The organism is Pedobacter sp., assembly GCF_031119335.1.
Lineage (GTDB): Bacteria > Bacteroidota > Bacteroidia > Sphingobacteriales > Sphingobacteriaceae > Pedobacter.
Genome location: NZ_JAVHXT010000001.1, coordinates 153750 through 178262, shown reverse-complemented (window position 1 = coordinate 178262; position 24513 = coordinate 153750). Strand labels below are relative to the sequence as shown.

Annotated in this window: 24 protein-coding genes; 16 read left to right on the top strand and 8 right to left on the bottom strand. The window is 37.6% G+C overall.

Features of this window, described 5'->3' with window-relative positions; translation table 11 throughout:
- Nucleotides 1-59: 59 nt before the first annotated feature.
- Both REI64_RS00815 and dprA read right to left on the bottom strand, forming a co-directional pair.
- A complete protein-coding gene (locus REI64_RS00815; RefSeq protein WP_308848178.1) occupies nucleotides 60-1421 on the bottom strand; it encodes a pyridoxal-phosphate dependent enzyme in 1362 nt (453 codons plus the stop codon).
- Nucleotides 1422-1662: 241 nt separating this feature from the next.
- Entirely contained in the window at nucleotides 1663-2757 is a 1095-nt protein-coding gene (dprA, locus tag REI64_RS00810; RefSeq protein WP_308848177.1) for a DNA-processing protein DprA, read from the bottom strand.
- 107 nt (nucleotides 2758-2864) lie between these two features.
- Between dprA and REI64_RS00805 the strand changes: the two genes are divergently transcribed.
- On the top strand, nucleotides 2865-3233 hold the full coding sequence (locus tag REI64_RS00805; RefSeq protein WP_308848176.1) for a BlaI/MecI/CopY family transcriptional regulator: 369 nt from the start codon (nucleotides 2865-2867) through the stop codon (nucleotides 3231-3233).
- Nucleotides 3233-4927, top strand: coding sequence for a M56 family metallopeptidase (locus tag REI64_RS00800; RefSeq protein ID WP_308848175.1), 1695 nt, complete (start codon nucleotides 3233-3235; stop codon nucleotides 4925-4927). The genes REI64_RS00805 and REI64_RS00800 overlap by 1 nt, the downstream gene beginning before the upstream one ends.
- 9 nt (nucleotides 4928-4936) lie before the next feature.
- Here REI64_RS00800 and rsmG read toward each other — a convergent pair whose 3' ends face one another.
- Both rsmG and REI64_RS00790 read right to left on the bottom strand, forming a co-directional pair.
- Nucleotides 4937-5566, bottom strand: coding sequence for a 16S rRNA (guanine(527)-N(7))-methyltransferase RsmG (rsmG, locus tag REI64_RS00795; protein WP_308848174.1), 630 nt, complete (start codon nucleotides 5564-5566; stop codon nucleotides 4937-4939).
- 123 nt (nucleotides 5567-5689) lie between these two features.
- Nucleotides 5690-6811 carry a glycosyltransferase gene (locus tag REI64_RS00790; RefSeq protein ID WP_308848173.1) on the bottom strand — a complete coding sequence of 374 codons (1122 nt, stop codon included), beginning with the start codon at nucleotides 6809-6811 and terminating at the stop codon, nucleotides 5690-5692.
- Between the two features lie 738 nt (nucleotides 6812-7549).
- On the opposite strand from REI64_RS00790, the gene tgt reads away from it, so the two are divergent.
- The 10 genes from tgt to REI64_RS00740 all read left to right on the top strand — a co-directional run bounded on the left by tgt (nucleotide 7550) and on the right by REI64_RS00740 (nucleotide 19115).
- Complete coding sequence (tgt, locus tag REI64_RS00785; protein WP_308848172.1) at nucleotides 7550-8680, top strand: tRNA guanosine(34) transglycosylase Tgt; 1131 nt, start codon at nucleotides 7550-7552, stop codon at nucleotides 8678-8680.
- Nucleotides 8681-9784 carry an LptF/LptG family permease gene (locus tag REI64_RS00780; RefSeq protein WP_308848171.1) on the top strand — a complete coding sequence of 368 codons (1104 nt, stop codon included), beginning with the start codon at nucleotides 8681-8683 and terminating at the stop codon, nucleotides 9782-9784. It begins immediately after the preceding gene.
- 161 nt (nucleotides 9785-9945) lie between these two features.
- On the top strand, nucleotides 9946-10935 hold the full coding sequence (locus tag REI64_RS00775) for an acyltransferase (protein ID WP_308848170.1): 990 nt from the start codon (nucleotides 9946-9948) through the stop codon (nucleotides 10933-10935).
- Nucleotides 10936-10967: 32 nt separating this feature from the next.
- A complete protein-coding gene (locus REI64_RS00770) occupies nucleotides 10968-11474 on the top strand; it encodes an SRPBCC family protein (protein ID WP_308848169.1) in 507 nt (168 codons plus the stop codon).
- Nucleotides 11475-12808: 1334 nt separating this feature from the next.
- The gene (locus tag REI64_RS00765) at nucleotides 12809-15586 is read left to right on the top strand and encodes a hypothetical protein (protein WP_308848168.1); all 2778 of its coding nucleotides are present in this window, start codon (nucleotides 12809-12811) and stop codon (nucleotides 15584-15586) included.
- Nucleotides 15587-15590: 4 nt separating this feature from the next.
- Nucleotides 15591-15872, top strand: a complete 282-nt coding sequence (locus REI64_RS00760; protein WP_308848167.1) for a LapA family protein — start codon at nucleotides 15591-15593, stop codon at nucleotides 15870-15872.
- A gap of 148 nt (nucleotides 15873-16020) precedes the next feature.
- A complete protein-coding gene (locus REI64_RS00755) occupies nucleotides 16021-16467 on the top strand; it encodes a nuclear transport factor 2 family protein (RefSeq protein WP_308848166.1) in 447 nt (148 codons plus the stop codon).
- Nucleotides 16468-16478: 11 nt separating this feature from the next.
- Complete coding sequence (locus tag REI64_RS00750) at nucleotides 16479-16934, top strand: YciI family protein (protein ID WP_308848165.1); 456 nt, start codon at nucleotides 16479-16481, stop codon at nucleotides 16932-16934.
- Between the two features lie 82 nt (nucleotides 16935-17016).
- Nucleotides 17017-18564, top strand: a complete 1548-nt coding sequence (locus tag REI64_RS00745; RefSeq protein WP_308848164.1) for a M20/M25/M40 family metallo-hydrolase — start codon at nucleotides 17017-17019, stop codon at nucleotides 18562-18564.
- Nucleotides 18565-18749: 185 nt separating this feature from the next.
- A complete protein-coding gene (locus tag REI64_RS00740) occupies nucleotides 18750-19115 on the top strand; it encodes a hypothetical protein (RefSeq protein WP_308848163.1) in 366 nt (121 codons plus the stop codon).
- A gap of 76 nt (nucleotides 19116-19191) precedes the next feature.
- On the opposite strand, the gene REI64_RS00735 is transcribed toward REI64_RS00740, so the two are convergent.
- Nucleotides 19192-19383 carry a hypothetical protein gene (locus tag REI64_RS00735; RefSeq protein ID WP_308848162.1) on the bottom strand — a complete coding sequence of 64 codons (192 nt, stop codon included), beginning with the start codon at nucleotides 19381-19383 and terminating at the stop codon, nucleotides 19192-19194.
- A 122-nt stretch (nucleotides 19384-19505) separates the two neighbouring features.
- Nucleotides 19506-19718 carry a hypothetical protein gene (locus REI64_RS00730; RefSeq protein WP_308848161.1) on the bottom strand — a complete coding sequence of 71 codons (213 nt, stop codon included), beginning with the start codon at nucleotides 19716-19718 and terminating at the stop codon, nucleotides 19506-19508.
- 138 nt (nucleotides 19719-19856) lie between these two features.
- Here REI64_RS00730 and REI64_RS00725 point away from each other — a divergent pair, with 138 nt between their 5' ends.
- The 4 genes from REI64_RS00725 to REI64_RS00710 all read left to right on the top strand — a co-directional run bounded on the left by REI64_RS00725 (nucleotide 19857) and on the right by REI64_RS00710 (nucleotide 22004).
- Nucleotides 19857-20513 carry an oxidoreductase gene (locus REI64_RS00725; RefSeq protein WP_308848160.1) on the top strand — a complete coding sequence of 219 codons (657 nt, stop codon included), beginning with the start codon at nucleotides 19857-19859 and terminating at the stop codon, nucleotides 20511-20513.
- A gap of 68 nt (nucleotides 20514-20581) precedes the next feature.
- Nucleotides 20582-20965 (top strand): nuclear transport factor 2 family protein, encoded by a 384-nt coding sequence (locus REI64_RS00720; protein WP_308848159.1) that lies wholly within the window; start codon nucleotides 20582-20584, stop codon nucleotides 20963-20965.
- 19 nt (nucleotides 20966-20984) lie between these two features.
- Entirely contained in the window at nucleotides 20985-21446 is a 462-nt protein-coding gene (locus REI64_RS00715) for a YdeI/OmpD-associated family protein (RefSeq protein ID WP_308848158.1), read from the top strand.
- A 9-nt stretch (nucleotides 21447-21455) separates the two neighbouring features.
- Nucleotides 21456-22004, top strand: coding sequence for a DNA-3-methyladenine glycosylase I (locus REI64_RS00710; RefSeq protein WP_308848157.1), 549 nt, complete (start codon nucleotides 21456-21458; stop codon nucleotides 22002-22004).
- A gap of 163 nt (nucleotides 22005-22167) precedes the next feature.
- Here the strand turns inward: REI64_RS00710 and REI64_RS00705 are convergent, their stop codons facing one another.
- A complete protein-coding gene (locus tag REI64_RS00705) occupies nucleotides 22168-24087 on the bottom strand; it encodes a cation acetate symporter (RefSeq protein ID WP_308848156.1) in 1920 nt (639 codons plus the stop codon).
- Complete coding sequence (locus REI64_RS00700; RefSeq protein WP_308848155.1) at nucleotides 24084-24455, bottom strand: DUF485 domain-containing protein; 372 nt, start codon at nucleotides 24453-24455, stop codon at nucleotides 24084-24086. The genes REI64_RS00705 and REI64_RS00700 overlap by 4 nt, the downstream gene beginning before the upstream one ends.
- Nucleotides 24456-24513: the final 58 nt, after the last annotated feature.

Below are 24513 nucleotides of genomic sequence, written 5' to 3'. Positions count from 1 at the left end.
CAAGCTAAGAATAAAATCATAAACTATGTAAGCCTTCAATAATATTACGTTCGGTAATTCTACCCTTTTATCGCATTAATAATATCATACTGCGTGATAATATCAAATTTACCATCTTCCAGCTCCACTAAAACTGCGCTATTATCTTTATTAATTAAGGATGATAACCTATCAATAGATGTATTCAAATCTACAAACGGGAAAGTTGCCCCCATAATGCTCTCTACCTTTGCCGATTTTACACTTGAGTTTTCTAGCAAAGCACTTAAAATATCGCTTTCTTCTAATTTACCTACCAACATTCCTTTTTGGGTAACTGGAATTTGAGAAATGTTCAAGGTACTCATGGTATTAAATGCTTCAGAAACAGTTTTTTCACAATCGATGGTTACAATTTCTGCATTTTCTTTCTTGCCGATGATGGTGCGGGCCGTTAACTTTTCATCTTTTAAGAAACCACGTTCACGTAACCAATCTTCATTGTACATTTTACCCATGTAACGGCTACCGTGGTCGTGGAAAATAATTACCACCACGTCTTCTGGCTTCAGTTTGTCTTTTAGCTGCAATAAGCCAGCAACTGCCGAACCTGCAGAGTTACCCACAAAAATTCCTTCTTGGCGACAGATTTCTCTGGTCATTAACGCTGCATCTTTATCGGTTACTTTCTCAAATAAATCAATGACATCGAAATTCACGTTTGCTGGCAAGAAATCCTCTCCAATACCTTCGGTGATGTATGGATAAATCTCATTTTTATCGAAAATCCCCGTTTCTTTATACTTTTTGAAAACAGAACCGTAAGTATCAATTCCCCAAACTTTGATGTTAGGGTTTTTCTCTTTCAAATATTTACCTGTGCCAGAAATAGTACCGCCTGTACCTACACCAACAAGCAAATGGGTAATTTTTCCTTCTGTTTGTTCCCAAATTTCGGGACCAGTTTGCTCGTAGTGTGCTTGAGAGTTCGCTAAATTATCGTATTGGTTGGGTTTCCAAGAATTTGGCACTTCACGCTCTAAACGAGAAGAAACAGAATAATAAGAACGTGGGTCTTCTGGTTCTACGTTGGTTGGACAAACAATTACTTCGGCACCAAAAGCACGCAAAGCATCTACTTTTTCTTTAGATTGTTTATCGGTTGTGGTAAAAATACATTTGTAACCTTTAATAATAGCAGCCATTGCCAATCCCATACCTGTGTTGCCAGAAGTACCTTCAATGATAGTACCACCTGGTTTAAGTTTTCCACTTTTCTCCGCCTCTTCTATCATTTTAATAGCCATACGGTCTTTAATAGAGTTACCTGGGTTGGTAGTTTCTATTTTCGCCAATACCGTTGCCGGAATATCTTTTACAATGTTGTTCAATTTTACCAATGGCGTATTACCGATGGTTTCTAATATATTGTTATACCACATGTTACAAAAATAGCGAACAGCAACAAGTATTTCGTGATTAATATTTATTTAAAATTAAATTTCACAAAAGAAGCAGAAACGGAATTTAGTTTTATAATCTACAAAAATGATATACTAAATATGCTATAAATTTGGCATAACGTATTTATTAGCCACAGTACTTGTCCCGAATACGGGATGCACAGATATCTTAAAAAATTCTTAATTATTTATAGATATAAAATCTGTGCATCTGTGGCAGCTAAGCCAACTTGTATAACTTGCCCGGCAAAGCCACAATAATTCCTTTCATTTCTAAAGTTAGTAGGATAATAGCCAATTTGCTTTGAGCAATATTTGTAGTTACAAAAAGTTCATCTATGGCTAATGGAGAAGCCAAAAGTGCTTCGCAAACTGTTCTTTCATCCTTCGTTAAATCTAAAGGCAGCTGCACTTGTACCGATTGTTTTTTCATCGAGGTTTCATCATCCCAGCCTAAGTAATAAATCAAATCTTGTGGATGATTAATCAAACCCGCCCTATTTGTTTTGATGAGGAAATTGCAGCCTTCGGAAAATTCATCATTCACTCTTCCTGGAAAAGCATATACATCTCTGTTGTAGGAATTTGCAATTTCGGCAGTAATGAGTGCACCGCCTTTGATGGATGCCTCCACTACAATTGTCGCATCGGCCATGCCAGCAATAATACGGTTGCGCTTGGGGAAATTCTCACGGTCGGGATTGGAACCTGGCAGAAACTCCGTTAGCAAGCCGCCGTTTTTTAGCATCTTAGCTGCCAATTCTCTATGTGCCGCTGGATAAATTCTATCCAAACCGTGACCTAAAACTCCGATAGTAGGCACTTCGGCCAATACGCATTCTTTATGAGCAGCCGCATCTATGCCGTGCGCCAGTCCGCTCACAATAAGTACATTATAAGGTTTTAGCACTTCGGTAAGTTGCTTGCAGAGCATTTTACCATAGGCTGTTGCGTTTCTAGTACCAACAATGCTGATTACCCGCTGCTGGTTAAGGTTTATCGTTCCTTTGTAGTAAAGCAGCAATGGGGCATCGTAACAGTTTTTTAAGCGTTTCGGATAATTATCATCGTCATGACAGAGTACTTGTATTTGGTGCTTTTCGATAAACTCCAGTTCTTGTGCTGCCAGCTCCACAGCATTAGTGTTTAAAATAGCTTCGGCAGTTTTCTTTCCTATTCCATCAAGTTGTAACAATTCTTTGAGGTTGGCGCTAAATACACGTTCGGCACTACCGAAATGGTAGAGTAATTTTTTGGCAATTAAGGTTCCTACCCCATTAATTAGGGTTAAGGCAATTTGATGTTTTAGGCTCATAGGTAAATTAAAAATCTGATAAACAGATATTTAAAATTAAAACTATAAAAATAGTTTGAAAACTAGATTTATAGTTTTAATTTTATGTAACAACAATATAATTCATTATGAGAGAATTAACAAAAGCAGAAGAGCAAGTAATGCTGATACTTTGGGAACTGAAAGAGGCGATTGTAAAAGAGGTAATTGATAAGATGGAACCACCTAAACCAGCTTATAATACGGTTTCTACTGTGATTAGGGTATTAGAAGGCAAAGGGTTTTTAGACCACAAAGCTATTGGCAATACGCACATTTACTTCCCAATTATTAGCGAAGAGCAATACAAGCATTTTGCTTTTGACAAGGTGATGAACAATTATTTCGAAAATAGCTACGAAAGCTTGGTATCGTTTCTTGTGAATGAAAAGAAAATGGACATGGCTCAGTTAGATGAAATTATTGCGATTGCAGAACAACTTAAAAATAAAAACTGATGAATTGGCTATATTATCTTTTAGAAGCAAACCTCTACCTGGCTACCTTCTACGTGATGTACAAGTTGTTGTTGCAACGCAGTACTTTCTATAATAGTAATCGATATTTTTTGTTATCGAGTATAGTGGCTGCTTTTGCAATTCCGGTAATACAGTTGGGGTTTTTGAAGCCAACTATACTGCTGGAAACTGAAGCGATACCTTATGAAATCCCTTTGGAGCCTTTTGAAATTGCTACCGTTGCAAAAGCTCCGGTTTTAAGCACACAAGATTACATTTTTTACGGTTATTTGGTATTGGCTTTATTTATAGGTTTAAAATTCATCGTCTCTATCTCAAAAATTATCAAAATTTACCTTCGTAGCAACAAAAGAAAGCTAAATAATTACACCCTAGTTGAGTTAACTTCCGAACACACCGCTTTTTCGTTCTTCAATATTTTATTTATTCATCCAGAAATGGCGAAGAATAATGCGGTGTTGAAACACGAAATCATCCATATTAAGCAGAAACACAGCTGGGACATTGTATTGTTGGAACTCTTAAAAATCTGTTGCTGGTTTAATCCGGTGGTCTATTTGATGAAAACAGATTTAACGCTGCTGCACGAATACATAGCAGATGAGAAAACTACCGTTGCAAATATCTCTAAACATGAATATGCGATGTTTTTAATCGAAAACTCGATGGCTGCTTATTCATCCTCACTTGTCAATCAATTATTCAATCAATCAATATTAAAAAGTAGAATTAACATGTTAAACAAAGAAAAAACAGCAAATTGGGCCAGGCTCAAATATTTGCTGGCTGTACCACTTGGAGTTGGTTTGCTCTGTGCATCGACGTTAGGCTTTAGTAAGAGTTATGGTTATTTTGAAATCGGAGAACAAAAACTGGTACAGCAAAAAAGCCGAAAAGTTCTCGACGAGACAGACTTGGCTAAAAAGGGTTTTTACTCGCCGAGTTACATATTTGACGAGAATGACAACTACAAATCTCTAGAAAAACGACTAATAGTTATAAATGGCGTAGCAGTAAAAGACAATAACAAGTTTTATGGCGCTAATAATGCAGAGAATATTTTATTTCTAAATCCTGAAAAAGGTTTTGGGAAATACGGTGCTAAAGCCAAACATGGTGCAGTAGAAGTCTATGGAAAAAAGTTAGTGATGACAGCGCCTTATGTGATAGCTGATACAGCGAAATTTCCTGCGCCAAAAATGCAGGCTAGTGGAACACCACCACTATCGCCTAAACCTCCAAGAATTGAGGAGCCGCCTAAAGGCAAAAAACTTAAAAAATTTCCACCGCCAATTGTAAAACCTGACGAAAAAGCAACTAAAGCTAATAAGGCGAAACTAAAGAAAGAAATCGAACTAGCTGAAATATCTTTAAAGAGTAAAGAAAAGCTACAAGAAATTGAAGTTGTACCGACTAAGCAATATGAAGGTGTAGAAATAAAAGACGGGGCGGCTACATCGAAAGCAGAAGAGTTAAAAATAGTACCTGCAAAAAAACCTCGAAATATTAGGCTAACTCCAACGGCAACACAAAACAAAACAGGAGCTTTAAAGAAAGGTAAGCAAAGAATTACTCCCGCTAAAGATGCATTCCAAAAAACAAACAACGTTTTTAACAAAGCTTGGACACTTTACAAACCTAAGGCAGAAGAAAACAAAGACGATAATTGTTAAACTAACTACTTACTGCGGCACGTAAACCACATATTTAGTTTCAAAGAATTCTTCCTCAAAATAAGCTGAAAGCGGATACAATTCTGCTTTCAGTTTACTTTCCTTAATTTCCTCGGCTAAATCGCCACCTTTCAAATAAAGAATACCGTTTCTAATAGCATTGATATTTTCTTTGGCGAATTTACCACGCACCCAAGGGTAAAACTCGCCTAAACGAGTTACCGCTCTCGAAACCACAAAATTGTATTTATCGGTAATTTGCTCTGCCCTACTGTGCGATGCCTTTACATTTTTCAAACCCAACGCAGCAGCAACTTCAGTAACTACCTTTATCTTTTTCCCGATAGAATCAACCAAATGAAAATCAGTTTCCGGAAACAGAATAGCTAACGGAATACCCGGAAAACCGCCACCACAACCTACATCCAATACTTTTTCTCCAGGTTTAAATGTGCAAAATTTCGCAATACCCAAGGAGTGCAGAATATGACGTTCGTACAATTCCTCAATATCCTTTCTAGAAATCACATTAATTTGCGAATTCCAGAAGCTGTACAAATCGAAAAGCTTTTCAAATTGCTCAATTTGTGTTGCACTTAAATCTTTAAAATACTTGAAGATGATATCGGGTTTTACCATGTTAGCAGTTTTCAGTTCTCAATTGGCAGTTCTCAGTTTTACAGTTGGCAGTTTTTAGTTGGCAGTCAAATCAACAATCGAACAATTCAGCAATACAACAATAGCCATTTGTTCAAGCGTAAATCATTTCCACGCAACCTTCTTCACAAAGATAGACAGAATAGCATTAAACACTAAGAAAACCATCAAAATGATATCTAAAATTGGGAACCACCATCTCAATTCGCCGTAATTTAATCGCTTTAGTAGTTTAGGATACACGAAACACCTCACAATTAAGCTCAACAAGAATACGCCAACAGCAATAAAATGTGTATTTGGGAAGCAAACCAGTGTAATTGCCAAAGCATAAAATGCAAATTGTATTGCTATTTGAGCCGAAAGAATAAATTTATGTTTCGTCTTGTAGAACTTACCAGCGCCAACGTGCCTCTTCTTTTGGCGCAAATAGGTCAAAAAAGATGTTTTTGGTTCGCTCCAAACATGCGTATCCTTATGAATTTGAATAACTGTATTTACTGGCGTAGCATTAGCGTTTACAAATAAATCATCGTCTCCCGATGGAATATGCATGTGCGCCGCAAAGCCTTTGCTCTTAAAAAAAAGCGATTTTTGGTAAGCCATATTCCTACCCACGCCCATGTAAGGCATCCCTTTCAGCGCAAACGACAAATAATTTACTGCCGTAAAAAATGTTTCGAAACGAATTAAAGCATTCAACAAACTGCGTTTCTTAAAATATGGCGAATAGCCGAGTACAATTTCCACACTATCGTCGCTAGGTTTTTGCATACCCTGCAGCCAATTTTTAGATGCTGGCTGGCAATCGGCATCTGTAAAAACCAACCAATCGTAGCTAGCAGCTTTAATACCCATGGTCACCGCGAATTTCTTGCCCGCAATAAACTTTTCACCCTCCCTTACATGCACCACTTTCAAGTTCGCATATTGCTTTTCCAGCTCTTCCAACAAATCGGCAGTGCCATCCCACGACCTATCGTTTACCACCACCACTTCAAAATTTGGGTAGTCTTGTTCAAAAATGCTTGGAAGGTATTTTTCGAGATTTTCCCGCTCGTTACGGGCGCAGATAATTACGGTAATTGGCGCCGTGTTAGCATTATTCACCTCATTTACATGATAGCTCGCCAATTTTAAATGCACCCCAAGCACATAATATAGATGTATCAAAAAGCACAAGCCGAGCGCCGCAAGCAGACAGATTTCGAGTATGTTAAATTCCACGATGTATTTTAAAGCCAACAAAGGTAATTAATTTGGCTTGTTGCCGCTTAGTTTTTTAGATTTTGATTTTGAAAAGCAATTTCAGTGGTTTTTCGGTTCCGATAGTCCCGCTTTCTGCTGTAGCCCTCGTTCGCTAACGCTCGTTCGGGGCTGCCGCTTCAATCGGGTTTAAAACGCAAATATTGTGCTATTATTAAAAACTAGGACACTTAAACCTTTGTGTACTTTGTGTTTTGGTGGTTAATAACCTCGTTGACGAAGACGCCAGCAAGGGCTTACAACGCCTTTGCTTTCTTTGCGTAACTTATTTTTCTTTGCGTTAAAATTAACCGCAAAGTTTTGGAAGTTTTCGCAAAGTAACACAAAGTTTTTACTGACCAGTAAATGATTTTCATGAGCGTTAGATTTGACAAACCTCTACCCCATTTGCAGGAGGTTTGTCAAACCCTCCTATGAGCAAAGTTTTTGACAATTAAACCCGATAGTAGCGGAAATACTTTTTTTTACCTCAACCGACAATTACAGTGTCATGCTGAGCTTGTCGAAGCATTCTACCCCATGAAATATACTTCGACAAGCTCAGCATGACAGGGAGTTTAAAAGATTGCAACGTAAAGCGGGACTAACACAAATAGCACTTCCACATTTGCTTTTCAAAAAATTTCACAAGCTTGAAACTTTTCAACCTTACAACAATAAATCGTACTTTTGACGGATTTTTGAAGCGGAAGAACACACATGAAATTCGATTTACAGGCAAAAGACCCAAATTCTAAAGCTAGAGCAGGCGTAATAAGCACGGCTCATGGCGATATACAAACACCCATTTTTATGCCTGTAGGCACTGCCGGAACAGTAAAAGCAGTGCATCAAAAAGAATTGAAGGAAAATATTAAAGCCCAGATTATTTTGGGCAATACTTACCATTTATACCTTCGCCCGGGATTGGATATTTTAGAGCCGGCGGGTGGTCTACACAAATTTATTGGCTGGGATAAACCTATTTTGACCGACAGTGGTGGTTATCAGGTTTATTCTTTGAGTAAAGTGCGTAAAATTAAGGAAGAAGGTGTAACATTCCGTTCTCACATTGATGGCTCTAAACACTTATTTACGCCAGAATATGCAATGGACATTCAGCGTACTATTGGTGCTGATATTATCATGGCTTTTGACGAATGTACGCCCTACCCTTGCGACTATAAATACGCAGCAAACTCAATAAACATGACGCACCGTTGGTTAAAAAGATGCTGCGAACGTTTTGATACTACCGAACCCAAATACGGCTACGACCAAACACTTTTCCCCATTGTGCAAGGTTCTGTTTATAAAGATTTAAGGATAAAATCTGCAGAATTTATTGCTTCTATGGAACGCGAAGGAAATGCCATTGGTGGTCTTTCTGTGGGCGAACCTGCTGAAGAAATGTATGCGATGACGGAAGTAGTTTGCGACATTTTACCTTATGAAAAACCTCGTTATTTGATGGGTGTTGGTACACCAGTCAATATTTTGGAGAATATTGCGTTAGGTGTAGATATGTTTGACTGTGTAATGCCTACCCGTAATGCCAGAAATGGAATGCTTTTCACTAGAAATGGGATGATTAACATTACCAATAAAAAGTGGGCAAACGATTTTTCTCCAATTGATGCAGATAGCGATTTGTTGGCCGACCAAGTGTATTCTAAGGCCTATTTACGCCATTTAATGCACAGCAAAGAGATACTAGGCGCACAAATTGCTACATTACACAACCTTCATTTTTACCTTTGGTTGGTAAACGAGGCCCGCGAAAAAATTATTGCCGGTGAGTTTTACGAGTGGAAAAACAAAATGGTTACTATCTTAGGAACAAAACTATAAATGGGTTTCTTCAAACAACGTTCGAAAATTATCGATGCCTACATTATTGGCAAGTACTTGGGTACTTTCGTGTACACCTTGGCGGTTTTCGTGGTTGTTATCGTAATTTTTGACCTTTCTGAAAAGCTTGACGATTTCCTTGGCAATGATATGACGGCCTGGGAAATAGCGACTGAATATTACGCTGGTTCTATTCCATTTTATGTAAATATGCTCTCGCCGTTAATGAATTTTATTGCGGTAATTTTCTTTACAGCAAAAATGGCCGACCAGACGGAAATTGTACCTATTTTAAGTGGTGGTGTGAGCTTTAATCGGTTTTTAAGACCATATTTCATTTCTGCTTTTATCATTTTCTCTATCAATTTGGCATCTAATCTTTATATGTTACCTTACACCAACAAGATTAAAAATGCTTTTGAAAATCAGGTAATTAAAAAGAACGACCCTTACACCAAGTCGAACATTCACATGAAAATAGATGAAAACACCTACATCTATATCGATAATTTCGACAACCGCAGCAACATCGGTTACCGTTTTGCGCTAGACCGCTTTAAAGGCGACGTTTTGGAGAAAAAACTGATTGCCGAGCAAATCAGTTACGACTCGGTAAAACACGTTTGGAAACTAACGAATTACACTAGCCGCAGCATTAAAGACCTGAAAGAGAGCATGGTTTATGGCAATTCCAAAACAAAAGACACAGTTTTGGACATGAAACCTGATGATTTTTCAGTTTACGAGAACTTTGTTGAAAGTATGACTAGTAAAGAACTTTCCGAAAAAATTGACAAAGAAAAGATTAGAGGCTCTGGCGTAATGAACGACTTGCTTTTTGAGCAGTACAAGCGTTACATACAACCGCTATCTGCTTTTGTGCTTACGCTGATAGGCGTGGCGCTTTCTTCTAGAAAGGTACGTGGTGGCGTAGGTTTACCACTTGGAATAGGTATTGTTTTGAGTTTCTTGTTCATTGTACTAAACCAATTTGCCAAAATGTTCTCTACAAAAGGGGGCTTACCTCCATTGCTGGCAAATTTGTTACCAGTACTCATATTTGGTTTATTAGGGCTGTATTTGTTGCGTAGAGCACCTAAGTAGCAGCAAATAAATATCCTTAATCACTTTATTTACCGATCTGCACTAGGCAATTATGTGAAAAAGCAGTAGTTTTATTCCAAATTGGAGTTAAACTATAAGCTTTTAGGATGCTTATTCTTTTCCTGCAAGAATATTCGTTAAAAACTTAGATACACGCCATTATGCGCTTACCAGTAATTGATTTTTTAAGAGGCTACTCCATCTTTACGATTGTGATTTTCCACTTGTTTCAATTATTTCCTTTGGATGGATTGGCTGCAAAAGCAATTAATTTTGGTGGTTCTGGCGTACATGTATTCATCTTATGTTCTGGTTTTGGCTTGTGCCTTTCGCAATTGGGAAAGCCTTTAAACTATCTTCAATTCTTGAAAAAACGCTTTTCAAAGATCTATTTTCCATATATCATTATCGTTCTCATATCGGCGGCAGTTCCATTAATGTACGATTACAGCGATAGGATAATGGCCACACTTAGCCACATCTTGTTGTTTAAGATGTTCAACGAGCGATGGATTGGGTCTTTAGGCTACCAATTATGGTTTTTATCGATGATTGTCCAATTTTATGCGGTATTTCCGATGCTGTTTAAATGGGTAACGAAATATAGATGGAAAAGCGTAATCATCTCTCTAATCATCAGCTTGCTTTGGGCTACTTTAGTTTGGTATTTGGGCAAATCTGATCTGCGTATTTGGAACAGTTTCTTCCTCCAGTACCTATGGGAGTTTGTTTTAGGGATGATGCTTGCCATCAAATTCAAGGAAAATCCTTCGTATATCAAAATTCCTGCGGTAAAATATCTTATCGTGTTAGCCATCATCGGCATTGCATTAGTTGGAATTAGTGGTATTAAAGGCGGAATTTTCAAATTGTACAACGACATTCCTTCTCTGATGGGTTATCTCAGTTTAGCGCTGTTAGTATATACCATAGGTACTAAAATTACGTTCATCAATAACTTTTTCCTTTACACCAATCAATTTTCTTACGAATGGTATCTGGTGCATACACTGGTATTTATTACCACATTTTATGTTGGCCAACAAGTGCTACCTTTGGCAATTACAGGCTTGTTGGCATTGGTTTTAAGCTACCTAGTTGCAATTGGCTATCATCGACTATTAAAAAAGTACTTATATAGCAAACTTTAACAGTATTTTAGTAGCGATTTCCGCTAAACACAATGCCCAAAATTGAGCTTACAACAGTAATTAATGCACCTATCGAGATTTGCTTCGATTTATCTAGGAGTATCGACCTACATCAAATTTCAACGGCCAACACCTCCGAAAAAGCGGTTGCTGGCGTAACCAGCGGGTTAATTGGCCTAAACGAATATGTTACTTGGGAGGCTACCCATTTCGGCATTAGACAGCAACTGAGTTCAAAAATAACAGCCTACAACAGACCATACTATTTTGTAGATGAACAAATAAAGGGAGCATTTATAGCTATTTACCATCAGCATAAATTTGAGGAAATTAATGGCAAAGTATTGATGGCAGATATATTTGAATTCAAAGCTCCTTACGGTATTTTCGGCAGAATTTTCAACGCTCTTGTATTAACTAACTACCTCAAGAAACTGTTACTCCACAGAAATGAGATCATCAAAAACTACGCTGAAACCAACAAATGGAAATCCATTTTGGATGAAAAGCAGTACCAAATTACATCAAAATCTTGTTAATATTAGGCGATATCAACTTCGGGACACCTTTCGTTATCTAACGTGAGTTTGGGTATTTAATTCTGATTATCAATGGCGTTAGTTGTTTTGGTTCAAAAAAATCGTCATTGCGAGGAACGAAGCAATCTTAAAGCGTAAGTTTTGTTGCCTAGCCATATTTGTAGGGTTGCTTCGTGCCTCGCAATGACGGGTTAACACCCAAAACTCACGTTATTTATCAATTTTTTGGAAACATTAAGAAGTTAAGTTTCATTAAGAAACTGTTTAAAAAATGGAATAAATATTTGACAGGTTGAGTTTTCCGATACATCCTATCGTGTGGACACAAATATTAGCAAATGTCATTTTCCTCCCCCTGCCCCCTCGAAGAGGGGGATATGCAAAATGCTTAAGCGCTACGTGTCCCCCTTTGGAGGGGGATTCAAGGGGGAGGAACGAGATGTGTCCACACGATAGGATACACCGGAACAAGTTCAAGGACACCAAACTCTAGCGGGTCGCTATAGGCGGGTGTCCCCACCCACCTAAGTATTTATTTTTCATCGAAATTTAAACAGTTTCCTTAAGTCTTCATTACCTTTTATTCCTTAATGTTAAAGAAATTACAGATTAATCGCCTTTACAATCTCTCCGCTTAAGGTCAATTGGCACCTACAAAGGGGGATATCGGCACCTATAAAAGGACCAATTTCCAACTCCTAAAATTATCAAACTAGGTACCAAAAACAATCGAAATAACTAAACAAATTACTGAAAAATTCATGGCAATCTAAATAAAATTTAGATGCTAAAAAATCGAATTCACAAACACTATCTCGCAAAAAAGGCATCTAAAATCTTAGCATTAAATTTCAAATAAAATACACTAAGTAAAGTTTTTTATTGGATATAACCTACACATCCTACCAATAAAATCGCAGAGATTATTTCTAAAATATCCAAAAGATTTGCTCCAAATTCCTCATATTTTTGTTAGCAGGGAGCCAACAATTTTAAAAATAAGTAAAATGTATACCTGAATATTTTTCATACACTTTTCGAAATTGATAAATTTTTACTCAGAAAAAACAACCGAAATAGTGTACAACTAATATTCAAAAATTATGTTATCTTAGAACATTGATTTTCGATTAAAAAAGCTCTTTAAAAGCATATTTTTAACTACAAAAACAAACTTCAACTATTTATTATAAATAAATTAATTAAATTGAAAATCAATAAATTACAAAAAACACATGAAGTTAAAATTAAAACAAACCAACATTATTCACAACCTTAAATGCTAAAAATTTTAGCACACATTTAAGATCACATAATTTTAAAAGTTAATTAAATTGAAAATCAAATACTTAGCATCAATAATATTAAGTTTTACTTTTTCAAGCAGTTTTTCGCAGTTTTTTGATGAAAGCCAAACTCCACTTAGTGTAAAATGGAGACAGATTGATCATCACGGTTTCAAAATCATCTACCCTGCCCTACTCGAAAAAGACGCTCAAAGAATGGCACTTACCTTAGGCCGCATCTACCCTACTGTTGGCAAAAGTTTGAACGAAAATAAAACCACCATTCCAATCGTACTACAGAACCAAGGAACCACTTCAAATGGCTTCGTTCAGTTGGCTCCAAAAAAATCACAATTCTACACTATCTCACCTCAGTACTTCGACAGTCAAGACTGGCTAAACAACCTAGCCGTACACGAACTAAGACACGTTGCACAGTTCAATAAGATTACTGGAAAGTCGGACTTCCCCTTTCCCGAAGAGGTCTACTTTGGATACATCGGCGCCAGCATGCCACTATGGTTTTTAGAGGGCGACGCCGTGAGCACCGAAACTGCTTTAACCTTCTCCGGAAGAGGCCGACAACCCAACTGGATCATGCCGTTCAGAACATCGCTTTTAGAGGGCAAGAAACTTCCTTACTCCAAATCCTATTTCGGTTCAGAAAAAGACGTTACTCCAGGTTACTACCAACTCGGTTATTTAATGAATTCGCAACTGCAGAAAGAACACGGAATAGAAATTGGAGACAAGTTGCTTTCAGATATCAACAAAAGACCGCTAAGACTTTACCCCTTTTCGCAGAGCTTAAAAAAATTTACCGGAAAGAACACTAAAAACTACTACCTCCAAACATTAGAAAAATTAAAGCAAGATTGGGCTACACAAGCAGAGCAAAACAAATCCGTCGCTTACCCAAGCCTAAACAAAGCCAGTACATACGCCACAAGCTATCACCTGCCTACTTTATTGCCCAACGAAAACATCCTAGTGATTAAGCAAAGCAAAAGCGAAACTCCAGGCTTTGTCAGTATATCGCCCGATAAAAAAGAAAAGACTTTGCTTAAAATTGGCTATCAGGAACAACCCTGGTACAGCTACGGCAATAATATCGTAGTTTGGGACGAACGACGCGAAGACCCTCGCTACAAACAGCGCAGCTACAATGTTATTTGCGTTTACAATCTCGAAACCGGCAAAAAGCGCCAGTTAACCCACAGAACAAGATTATTTGCACCAAGCATTTCTGGCGATGGCAAGAAACTAATCGCTGTGAACATAGATTTGAGCAACCAGCACTCTTTGGTTATGCTCGACTTAGCAACTGGAAAAATCATCGACAGCCTTGCAAACCCAAAGAACGATCAACTGCAAACCCCATCGTTAAACTACGATGGCAGCAAAATCACATGGATCAGCGTGAATGAGCAAGGTAAATCCCTTTGGTTAAAAGACCAACAAAAAACAGAGGCTTTAATCAGCAACACCAGACAGCAGCTCAACAGACCGATATTTCATGGCGATAAAATTGCTTTTAACGCTCATTACAGCGGCATCGACAACATTTACAGCATATCACCCACATCTAAAGAATTAAGTGCGCTAACAGCTTCAAAATACGGCGCTTTTAATGCCAATTTCTCCGAAGACGGTAAAAATCTCATTTTCAATAACTTTCGGGTAAATGGCTACGAAGTAGCAAAAACCGAAGTAGCACCTAGCGCAGTTCAAGAAAACAGCTTTGTCTATTACGGGCAAGAAACTACGCAAGCAGATTACGTATTTGCAGAAATACCTATCGATACCACCTTTGCTTCGAAAAACTACAGCCCTTTAAAACACATCTTCAACTTTCATAGTATTAGCCCAACCTCAGATGATGCCGTAGAACGCGTAGGCTTGCAACTAAAATCAGACGACTTGTTGAATACGACTAGTTTTTACGCAGGCCTTACCTACGAAAGCTCCTTACGCCGTGTAGAATATAGCGCAGGCTTTAGGTACAAAGCGCTATATCCCATCTTCAACATCAATTACCGAAACCGCCCCCGTTTAGTGAACTACCGCTACCAAGGCGCCATACATCAGGCTAATTTTAGGGAAGATTATACCAGCCTAACTGCATCATTGCCTTTAAGCTTCAATTCGTTTAACCACCTCTTCAGAATTGTTGGCGAAACAGGAACTTACTACGTAAACAGGCACTTTAACGCCACCGATGCAAGGCGCTTAATCAACACCATTGAGTTTCCAATGACCTACCGCATAGGACTAAACCACCAGGTACGAAGCGCAGAACGAGATATAGCGCCAAAATGGGCACAAATCTTAGAATTCAAATATCAAAACCTACCATTCGACCGAAACCTAAGCGGACAACTATTTGCTTTCGAGAGTTACCTTTACTTCCCCGGAATTGCCAAAAACCATACTTTTTTGGCAAGCTTCAATTATCAGGAAAATAGTGGCACCTTTAGAACAGTTAACGATATTCCAGTGGTTTATGGCTACAACCAAATTGCAGCTAACAGCCTGCTTAAAAACAGTTTACTACTCAATTATCGCTTCCCATTTTTATTCCCCGATTTAGAAGTTGGTCCTTTTGCCTATGTGAGAAATGTGCGTGCAACGCTGTTTAGCCATTACGAAAACATTGGCCAACAAACCAACTTTACGCAACCTAAAACCTTTGGTTTAGAGCTCCGCAGCGATATGAACCTTTTACGCTACCAACCCGTTGCCGATGTAGGCGCTCGTTTAATTTTCGTCAATAAAATTTACAATCAAAACCCTATCTTCGAACTGTTGTTCAACTATTATTTTTAAAACTATGTCAGGCAAAACCATCACCATCATTATACTAACCGCATTATTAACTATTTTTTTAATAGACAACAATGATTCCGTTTCTTTCGATTTTATATTATGGAAAGACGTACAACTATCAAAATTAGCAGTTATAGGCATCTGTATTTTAATTGGCTTTACTTTGGGCTTCTTAGCCGGCAGGCCACGCAAAACCTACAGCAGCTATAACGATGAAGTAGAAAGAAGCCAAGCGATGGAGCAAAAAAGCACATTGAGCGACGAAGATAGAGACTACATCAGTTAATTTATTTGAAAAGCAATTGCAACAATCCTTTGGTTACGATAGCCCTGCTTTTCGGCTTTAGTCCCTCGTTACACTTCGGGCTCTGCCGCCTTCAATCAGGTTTGGTTAAATAAAACCCCCACACTATCAACTAAAATACAAGCCAAAAATGAAACACCTAACAATTTGCCTTATCTTAACGCTAATTAATCTAGTCTCATTCGCTCAAACTAAACAAGACACTACAGCAATAAAACAAGCAACATTAGACTATATAGAATCACAGCATTCGCCAAATCCTGCGCAAATGGAAAGAGCGCTGCACCCAAGAATGGTGAAACGAACTTTCTGGAAAGACAAGGCAACAGGCAAAGATTACCTACGCGAAACCTCTGCTGATTTCATGACGTTACTAGCAGAAAGCTATAACCTTAAAGGCGACAAATTCCCCACTTCCCCTAAAAAAGAAGTCAAGCTTCTAGACATTTCAGAAAGGACTGCTTCTGTTAAACTTATAGCTGATGACTGGATTGACTACATGCACTTGGTTAAGCTAAACGGAACTTGGAAAATTGTTAACGTGCTGTGGCAATACAACGATATTAAACAACATTAAACATCCTACAAATGAAAAGACTTTTATTCACCTTCTTAATCATCGGCTCTGCTCTATTTACGCAAGCCCAAGAAAAACCCAAATACGACGAAGCTTTAGCTAAAAAATTAGGTGCAGATGACTACGGCATGAAAATGTATATATTGGTTATCTTAAAAACTGGTGCAAACACTACAGCCACTAAAGCACAAACAGATAGCTTATTCAAAGGTCACATGAGCAATATGGAAAAGCTTACTAAAGAAAATAGGCTTATCGTTGCTGGGCCAATTGGCAAAAACGACAAACAATATCGTGGTATTTTCATCCTCAACTCTAAATCTATTGAAGAAGCAACAAGCTGGTTAGCTACAGATCCTGCGGTAAATGCAAAATTACTAGATGTTGAACTCTTTAAATGGTATGGCTCTGCAGCATTATCAGAGTATCTCCCATTTCACGACAAAGTGCAGAAACGTAGCTTTTAATACTGCAACATTTCTATTAAAAAAGGTTTATCAACGGACTTATTAGCTAATTTAGAAGTCTATTAAAGAAAATAAACCTAAAATGAACGGAAAATTACTTTTATCTGGATTTTTGTTATTCACCTCTTCTTTTGCAATTGCACAAGACAAAGTGATAGACAATATCATCAAAGAAGCCAACGAAAACTCTCAATTAGAAAAATTAGCACACGAACTGCTAGATGTTGTTGGTCCACGTTTGGTGGGCACACCACAAATGAAGCAGGCTAATGATTGGGTGATTAAAAAATACGCAGACTGGGGCATTAGCGCTAAAAACGAACAATGGGGACAATGGCGTGGCTGGGAACGCGGTATAACACACGTAGATTTAGTAAGTCCAAGGTTAAGGACATTGGAAGCTACCCAATTGGCTTGGAGTCCATCTACCAATGGCAAGCCAATTAAAGCCGAAGCCATTATACTACCAGAAAACATCGCAGATTCGGCTTCCTTTCAAAAATGGCTACCTGCAGTAAAAGGTAAATTGGTTTTGGTATCACACAATCAAATTTCTGGCCGTCCAGATAAAAACTGGGAAGAATTTGCAACCAAGGACCTTTTTGATAAGTACAAAAAAGACAAAGCAGCAGCATTAAAGAAATTTAATGATAACCTTGCTAAAACCGGCTTAAAAGCAAAAGAACTAGCTTTAGCATTGGAAAACGCAGGTGCGGCAGCTGTGGTTATCAATAATTGGTCGCAAGGTTTTGGTGTAGATAAAGTTTTTGGCGCCAACACTAAGAAAATCCCTACCATCAATTTATCTGTTGAAGATTATGGTTTAGTTTTCCGTTTGGCAAAATTCGGCTCAAAACCAGTTTTAAATGTAAGTTCAGAATCTAAAGAATTAGGTTTGGTACCAACCTACAATACTATTGCCGAACTTAAGAGCAAGCAAAAACCTAACGAATACGTAATGCTTTCTGCCCACTTAGATTCTTGGGATGCTGCTAGCGGAGCTACTGATAATGGCTCTGGAACTATCTTAATGATGGAAACCATGCGCATCTTGAAGAAATTCTATCCAAATCCTAAACGCACCATCTTGGTTGGCCATTGGGGTAGCGAAGAACAGGGTTTAAACGGCTCTAGAGCTTTCGTAGAGGACCATCCGGAAGTGGTAAAAAATCTACAAGCGCTATTTAACCAAGATAACGGAACTGGTAGAGTGGTTAACCTAGCCGGACAAGGATTTGCTCAATCAGAAAAATTCATTAACCGTTGGTTGGCTAAAGTTCCAGACACCATTAAAAATCAAATTAAAACCTCTTTCCCAGGTATCCCTGGAGCTGGCGGCTCTGATTTTGCAGCTTTTGTTGCTGTTGGCGCACCAGGCTTCTCATTAAGTTCTACCAGCTGGGATTATGGCACCTACACTTGGCACACTAATCGCGACAGCTATGATAAAATGGTGTTCGAAGAGATTAGAAGTAACGCAATTTTAGCAGCTATTTTAGTGTATATGGCTTGCGAAGATGCTGAGAGATTTACCGTAGAAAGAGCAGAATTACCTATCAATCCTAGAACTGGGCAGAAAGCAACTTGGCCAGAACAAAAAAAGGCCACCCGTAAAGGCGGTGTAGATTAATTTGTTTTTAAAACCACCTAAGACATCTTAGTTCATTTTAGATTCCTTAGGTGGTTTTTATATCTAAGGTAAAGTAGTTGAAATAATTTAAATTAGACCCAAGTTTTAAAATGAATGACTACGAAATAATAGACTCATCAAAGGATGTTTTCATCAGCGAAATACATGAACCATTTCAAAATGAATTGAGATTTATTATAACTATTGGCCAAGTGTCTACATCTGAAGAAGATGTTTTTATTGGAGAAGCAAAGCTTGGTCCTATGCGAAGAATAGAGATTAATGAAGCCAGTCCTCAATTTTCCATCTATTTCGACGATTATATATGCTACAATGTAATTAACGAAAGTTTTGAATCACTAGGAGGAGATGATTTTGTTGGAAATAATATCAGAATTTATAGCAACTCTAATTTTTTGGAATATATCAGAAGAGATACGTTTGCTACGGTAGATTATCCAGGGGAATTTAAGCACTACTGCTTTATCTCACATAATCACCTTATTAATATTGCAACAGTTAGCCAACCTAAAATTGATAGAATTAAATAATCCTTTGTGTCCTTCGTGTCTTTGTGGTTAATTAAAGAAACTTAGGTTTTCTAAGGTGTCTTAGGTGGTTTTCCTCCTATTCTTCCTTCTGCTGAAACTTATAAAACAGATATCCAAGGAAAGGTAAAATCAAAAAACTTCCCAAGACTAAAGCCCAACCTAAACTTTCTACAGTTTTCTCGGGAGCAATCACATCATAAAGTGAAATAACGCCTCCGTTTTTTAAGCGAATGAAATTAGGAAAATGAGCATAGCTAATAGCTACCAATATATAGAACGTTTATAAATTAAACTAATTTTTGTGCAAAGTTTTTTTGAAAAGCGATAAGTTAGCTGCGTGGCATAAAAAAACCACGACTAGATGCCGTGGTTTTAAGTCTTATTTAAATTCTAAAAACCCGTACCCGGTGTTGTTCCCGGTTCATGACTACCGCCCATCGGCTCGTGTTTGCGGGGGTGGTTTTTAGTAAATTTACTGGTAATAGTAGAAGATGAAGTACTTTCTATATTCTCTTCCGTCCTTGTAGGCTTGGTATCATCGATATCAATTAGATCAACCTTTACCTCTTTTTCTTTGTTTTCCTTGTTTTCTCTATTTTCCATCGCTTTGTGTTTTTAGTTTAAGGATGATAGCGCTTCCCTTTAAAATCAGAATAGCTCTATAATAATTTAATTTTTCGTACCATTATCTAACATCAAGCGTTTAAGTTTGTTTGTAACATCATACATGAATTTGAAAATATGAAGAAAGCAATTCTTTTTGGCGCCAGCGGCTTTGTAGGCGGATACTTGTTAAACGACCTACTACAAAGTGATATTTATGAGGAAGTTACCATAGTACTTAGAAAACCATTAAATGTTCAGCACCCGAAGTTAAAAATGGTTCTTGCCGATTATCAAAACTTAGCTCAAAACAAAGAATATTTGGTTGGTGATGATGTTTTTATTGCTTTGGGCACTACCAAAAAGAAAACTCCCGATGAAAAGGAATATTACCAAATTGACCACGATTATCCTGTTTTAGCAGCACAGCTGACCAAAGAAAATGGTGCAAAAAACGTATCATTGGTAAGTGCGGTTGGTGCAAATGCTAAATCTTCTATTTTTTATGTTAGAACCAAAGGTGAGACGGAAAGAGATGTGATTGCTATCGACTTTGAACACACACAGATTTTCCGTCCATCAATGATTATGGGAAGTAGAGCAGAAAGCAGACCATTGGAAAAAGTGTTCATTAAGATATTCTCTATTGTAAATTTACTGCTTATTGGAAGTTTGAATAAATACAAAGGGATTACAGCTAAAAATATTGCAAAAGCCATGATCAAGGCTGCTCAGCAAACCAACGAAAAGATAAAAATTTTACATTGGGAAGAGATGATAGATTCATCAAAATAATTTTTCAGACTGCCATAGGGTTGTCAGTGGCAAGGTTAATTTAGCCATCGAAATAAATTAACCGTAACATGAGCGAAACACTAACCATCACAGAAACAGCGAAACAATATGTAAATGCTTTTAGAAATGTAAACCCTAAATTGATTGATAAACATTTTATACCTACCGCATTTAAAACAGGCTATTTTTACGACTACGACAATAAAATTTGGGCTCCATTAAGTCTACATTCTTTTGAACAAATGAGAGAATGGACTAAAACTTACAATATCAATGGAATTATGCCGAATAGTGAAATCGAAACTACTTTATTAGACCAGCAAGAAAAAATGGCCGTAGTAAAAATCATAGCAGAATGGGCATCAGGTGTAATAGGTTGTGATTATATTATTTTATTAAAGCAAGAAAAAGAATGGTTAATTAGCGCTGTGTATTGGCAAAGCATAGCATAGCCTAGTATATAAAGATAAAATGAAAGAACCATTAGTAGAAAAAGAATATCTATTACAAAAATTTGATGGCAAAGGCGGATGGACTTTTATAGAAATCCCGGAAATACAGCCAGACAAACACAGTCATTTTGGTTGGGTAAAAGTACGTGGCTTTATTGACCATTACGAATTACCTCACTATCCACTACAGCCAATGGGAAACGGACGACTATTCTTACCAATTAAGGCAGAAATACGCAAACAAATAAAAAAACAAGCTGGCGATACGGTAAAGGTTATTCTATATAGCGATGATGTTAACTCAAAAATAACAGAAGAATTAAAAATATGTTTAAAGGAGGTGTCAGGGGCTTATGAAAAATTTAGTCAATTACCAGAAAACCAGCAAAAGGCTTATATTGAATGGATATCTGCTTCGAAAAGAGATGAAATTAAAATCCAAAGAATAATAACAGTAATCGATAAGATTTCGATATTATAAACAAATACTATGAGCTACTGCAGTGCAATATCAAACATGAAGCCCGAAGAACGTAAGGCTTTACATCAAAACTACCACGACAACCATTATGGTTTTCCCATACACGATGATAACGAACTGTTTGGAAGGTTAATTTTAGAGATTAACCAAGCTGGCCTAAGCTGGGAAACTATTTTGAAAAAAGAAGAAGGCTTTAGAAAAGCTTATGCCAATTTCGACATTAAAAAGGTTGCCAATTTTACAGAAACTGATAGAGAACGGTTGCTGCAAGATACAGGCATTATCCGCAATAAGTTAAAAGTTAATGCTGCCATTGAAAATGCCAAAACCATCCTGCAACTGCAAAAAGAGTTCGGCAGTTTTGAGAAGTGGCTAGCACATCATCACCCTAAAACCAAAACCGAGTGGATTAAACTCTTTAAAAAGACGTTTAAATTTACCGGTGGAGAAATAGTTGGTGAGTTTTTAATGAGTATTGGCTATTTGCCAGGCGCACATGATACCTCTTGTGCTATACATGCAAAGGTTTTGAAGAGTAATCCGAGGTGGGTTAAATAGACTTTTGCTTTAAGATTTTTCATTTATTAGTTTTATTATTTTCAACGGTATTCAAGCTTGCTCCGCAGGTGCTTCGAGCCTCGCAATGACGTTGCTATTTTCGTCATTGCGAGGCACGAAGCAATCTCTAAACAATGAAAGTAAGTTTGCCTTTTATAGAAACTTATGCTTCTACCAATGCGCTCACTTCCTTTTTCGGGTACAACATCGAAAACACATACACCGTTAATACCGCTAAAGGAAAAGAAATTAAAGCTGGGTTTTCCAACTGATGCATCGCATTTTCGGCACCTAACCCATATTTATCCCACATGGTTGGTGAAGTTAGAATAATAGCCAAGGAGGATACAATTCCCACTACAATTGATGCAGAGATACCTGTGGACGAGGTTTTTTTCCAAAACAATAAAAACAAGATTGCTGGTAAATTTGCGGAAGCTGCGATAGCGAAAGCCCAACCAACCAAGAAAGAAACATTAATTCCCTTAAATGCCATTCCTAGTAAAATGGCGAAAATACCAACTATAACGGCAGCTATTTTGCCTACCTTCACTTTGTTATCGTCGTTTAGGTTTTTCTTCAAGTAAATATCGATAAAATCATGAGCAATAGCGCCAGAAGAAGCTACAATTAATCCAGCAACGGTTCCTAATACGGTAGCAAAAGCAACTGCAGAAATTACCGAAAACAACACTGCACCAAAAGCTTTTGCTAATAAAGGAGCCGCCATATTGCTAGATTCAACATCCATTACGCCATTTACCGCTGCGCCAAGCCCCATAAATAATGTAAGAATATAAAAGCCACCAATTGCTGCAATTGCTAATATAGTTGATTTACGTGCATCACGAGGGGTTTTTACAGTATAGTAACGAATAAGGATATGCGGTAAAGCTGCTGTACCTAAAAATAAAGCTAACATTAACGATACAAAATCTAACTTGCTCCATAGGCTCGCATCTGTACCTATCTTATATTTTAAACCCGGCAACATGAATTTAGCACCTGCAGTAACTTCTGGGTAGTAAACAGCAACCTGATCGGTACCGTCTGTTAATTTAGTCTGTAGGAAACGAACCACATCACTTTCTTTAATGGTAGATAGAAATTCAAATGGCCCAACAGCGCCAGTTTTTTCTACTTCCTTTCCGTTAACGATGATTTTACTTAGGTGACCAACTTGGTAAAACTTCCTTTTGTCCTTCGTTTCTCCATTGTACAGTTTCTCACCATTGGCTTTTTGCACAATGGTTAAAGTTTCTTTCAAGGTTGGTTTCCCATCCTTCTCGGTCAAATAAAACCATCTTTCAACACCATTCTGCCTTAGTTTCACAAAGGTTTTATTACTTACTTCTTGCTGACTTAGCACTTCCCAACCATCCACCGCAGCAACTCCAGCACTTTCTACTTGTGGTTCTAACTCTATAAAAGTATGAGAAGGATTGTCTTTTGTTCCTGGAGATAATGACAATCCGTTTTTGAGGATATATACCGTTAGTATTAATGATAATACAATAAGCAAACCGCCTTTTAAGAACTGCACATAAGTGGTTGAAGCCATTCCCGCACTAGCCACAATAGCAATTACAATAGCACCAACCAAAATTACTCCTGCCCAATGTGGTAAACCTAACAAGGGCATTACTAAATCTCCTGCCCCCACCATTTGCGGAATAAGGTAGAATATAGAAATAATTAAGGTACTAACCGATGCAGCTAAAGTGATTGCTCTTGAGTTAAATTTAGAGTTTAAAGCATCGGTAAAGGTATATTTACCTAATCGCTTAAATGGTTCGGCAATGAGGAATAAGGCTACAATCCAGCCGGCTAAAAACCCGATGGCATATAAAAACCCATCAAAACCTGCAATGGCAATCATACCGCAGATGCCGAGAAAAGATGCTGCAGAAAGGTAATCACCGGCGAAGGCAATACCATTAACTGCCCAGTGAATTTGCCCGCCTGCTGCGTAATAAGATGAAGAGTCGCTTTTCTTACGACCAAAATAGAAAGATAGTCCTAGCACAAGACCAACGAAAATGCAAAAGAAAATTAATGCAGTTACTGAAATATCATAAATCATTTGGTATCCCCTTTCTCAGCTGCGTCTTCGTATTTGGTGCAGTAATAGTTGTAAATAATACCCATAATAACGGCAAATACAATTAACCCGATACCGTAAACTACGGCAAGGTTTAGTCCTGAAAATACGGTTGTGGATAGTAATTCGTAATTAAATACACCAAGTGCTACGAAACCTGCATAGCAGATTAGGTAAATGAAAAATAAACGTACACCAAGTTTCGACTTTTGTTTGGTAACGATTTCCTTTTCCTCGGTTGTGCTGTTTACATGCATAAATAATGGTTCGAAAGGTTTATAAAAGGTTTGATTGTTTTGATGTTGATAATCAACAATGGTTCTATATACAATACTAGTAAAAAAACGCAAGTTTAGTTAATGTTTTGGCGATAAATAGTTGTTTTGAGGAGTTTTTATTTGAAGCAGA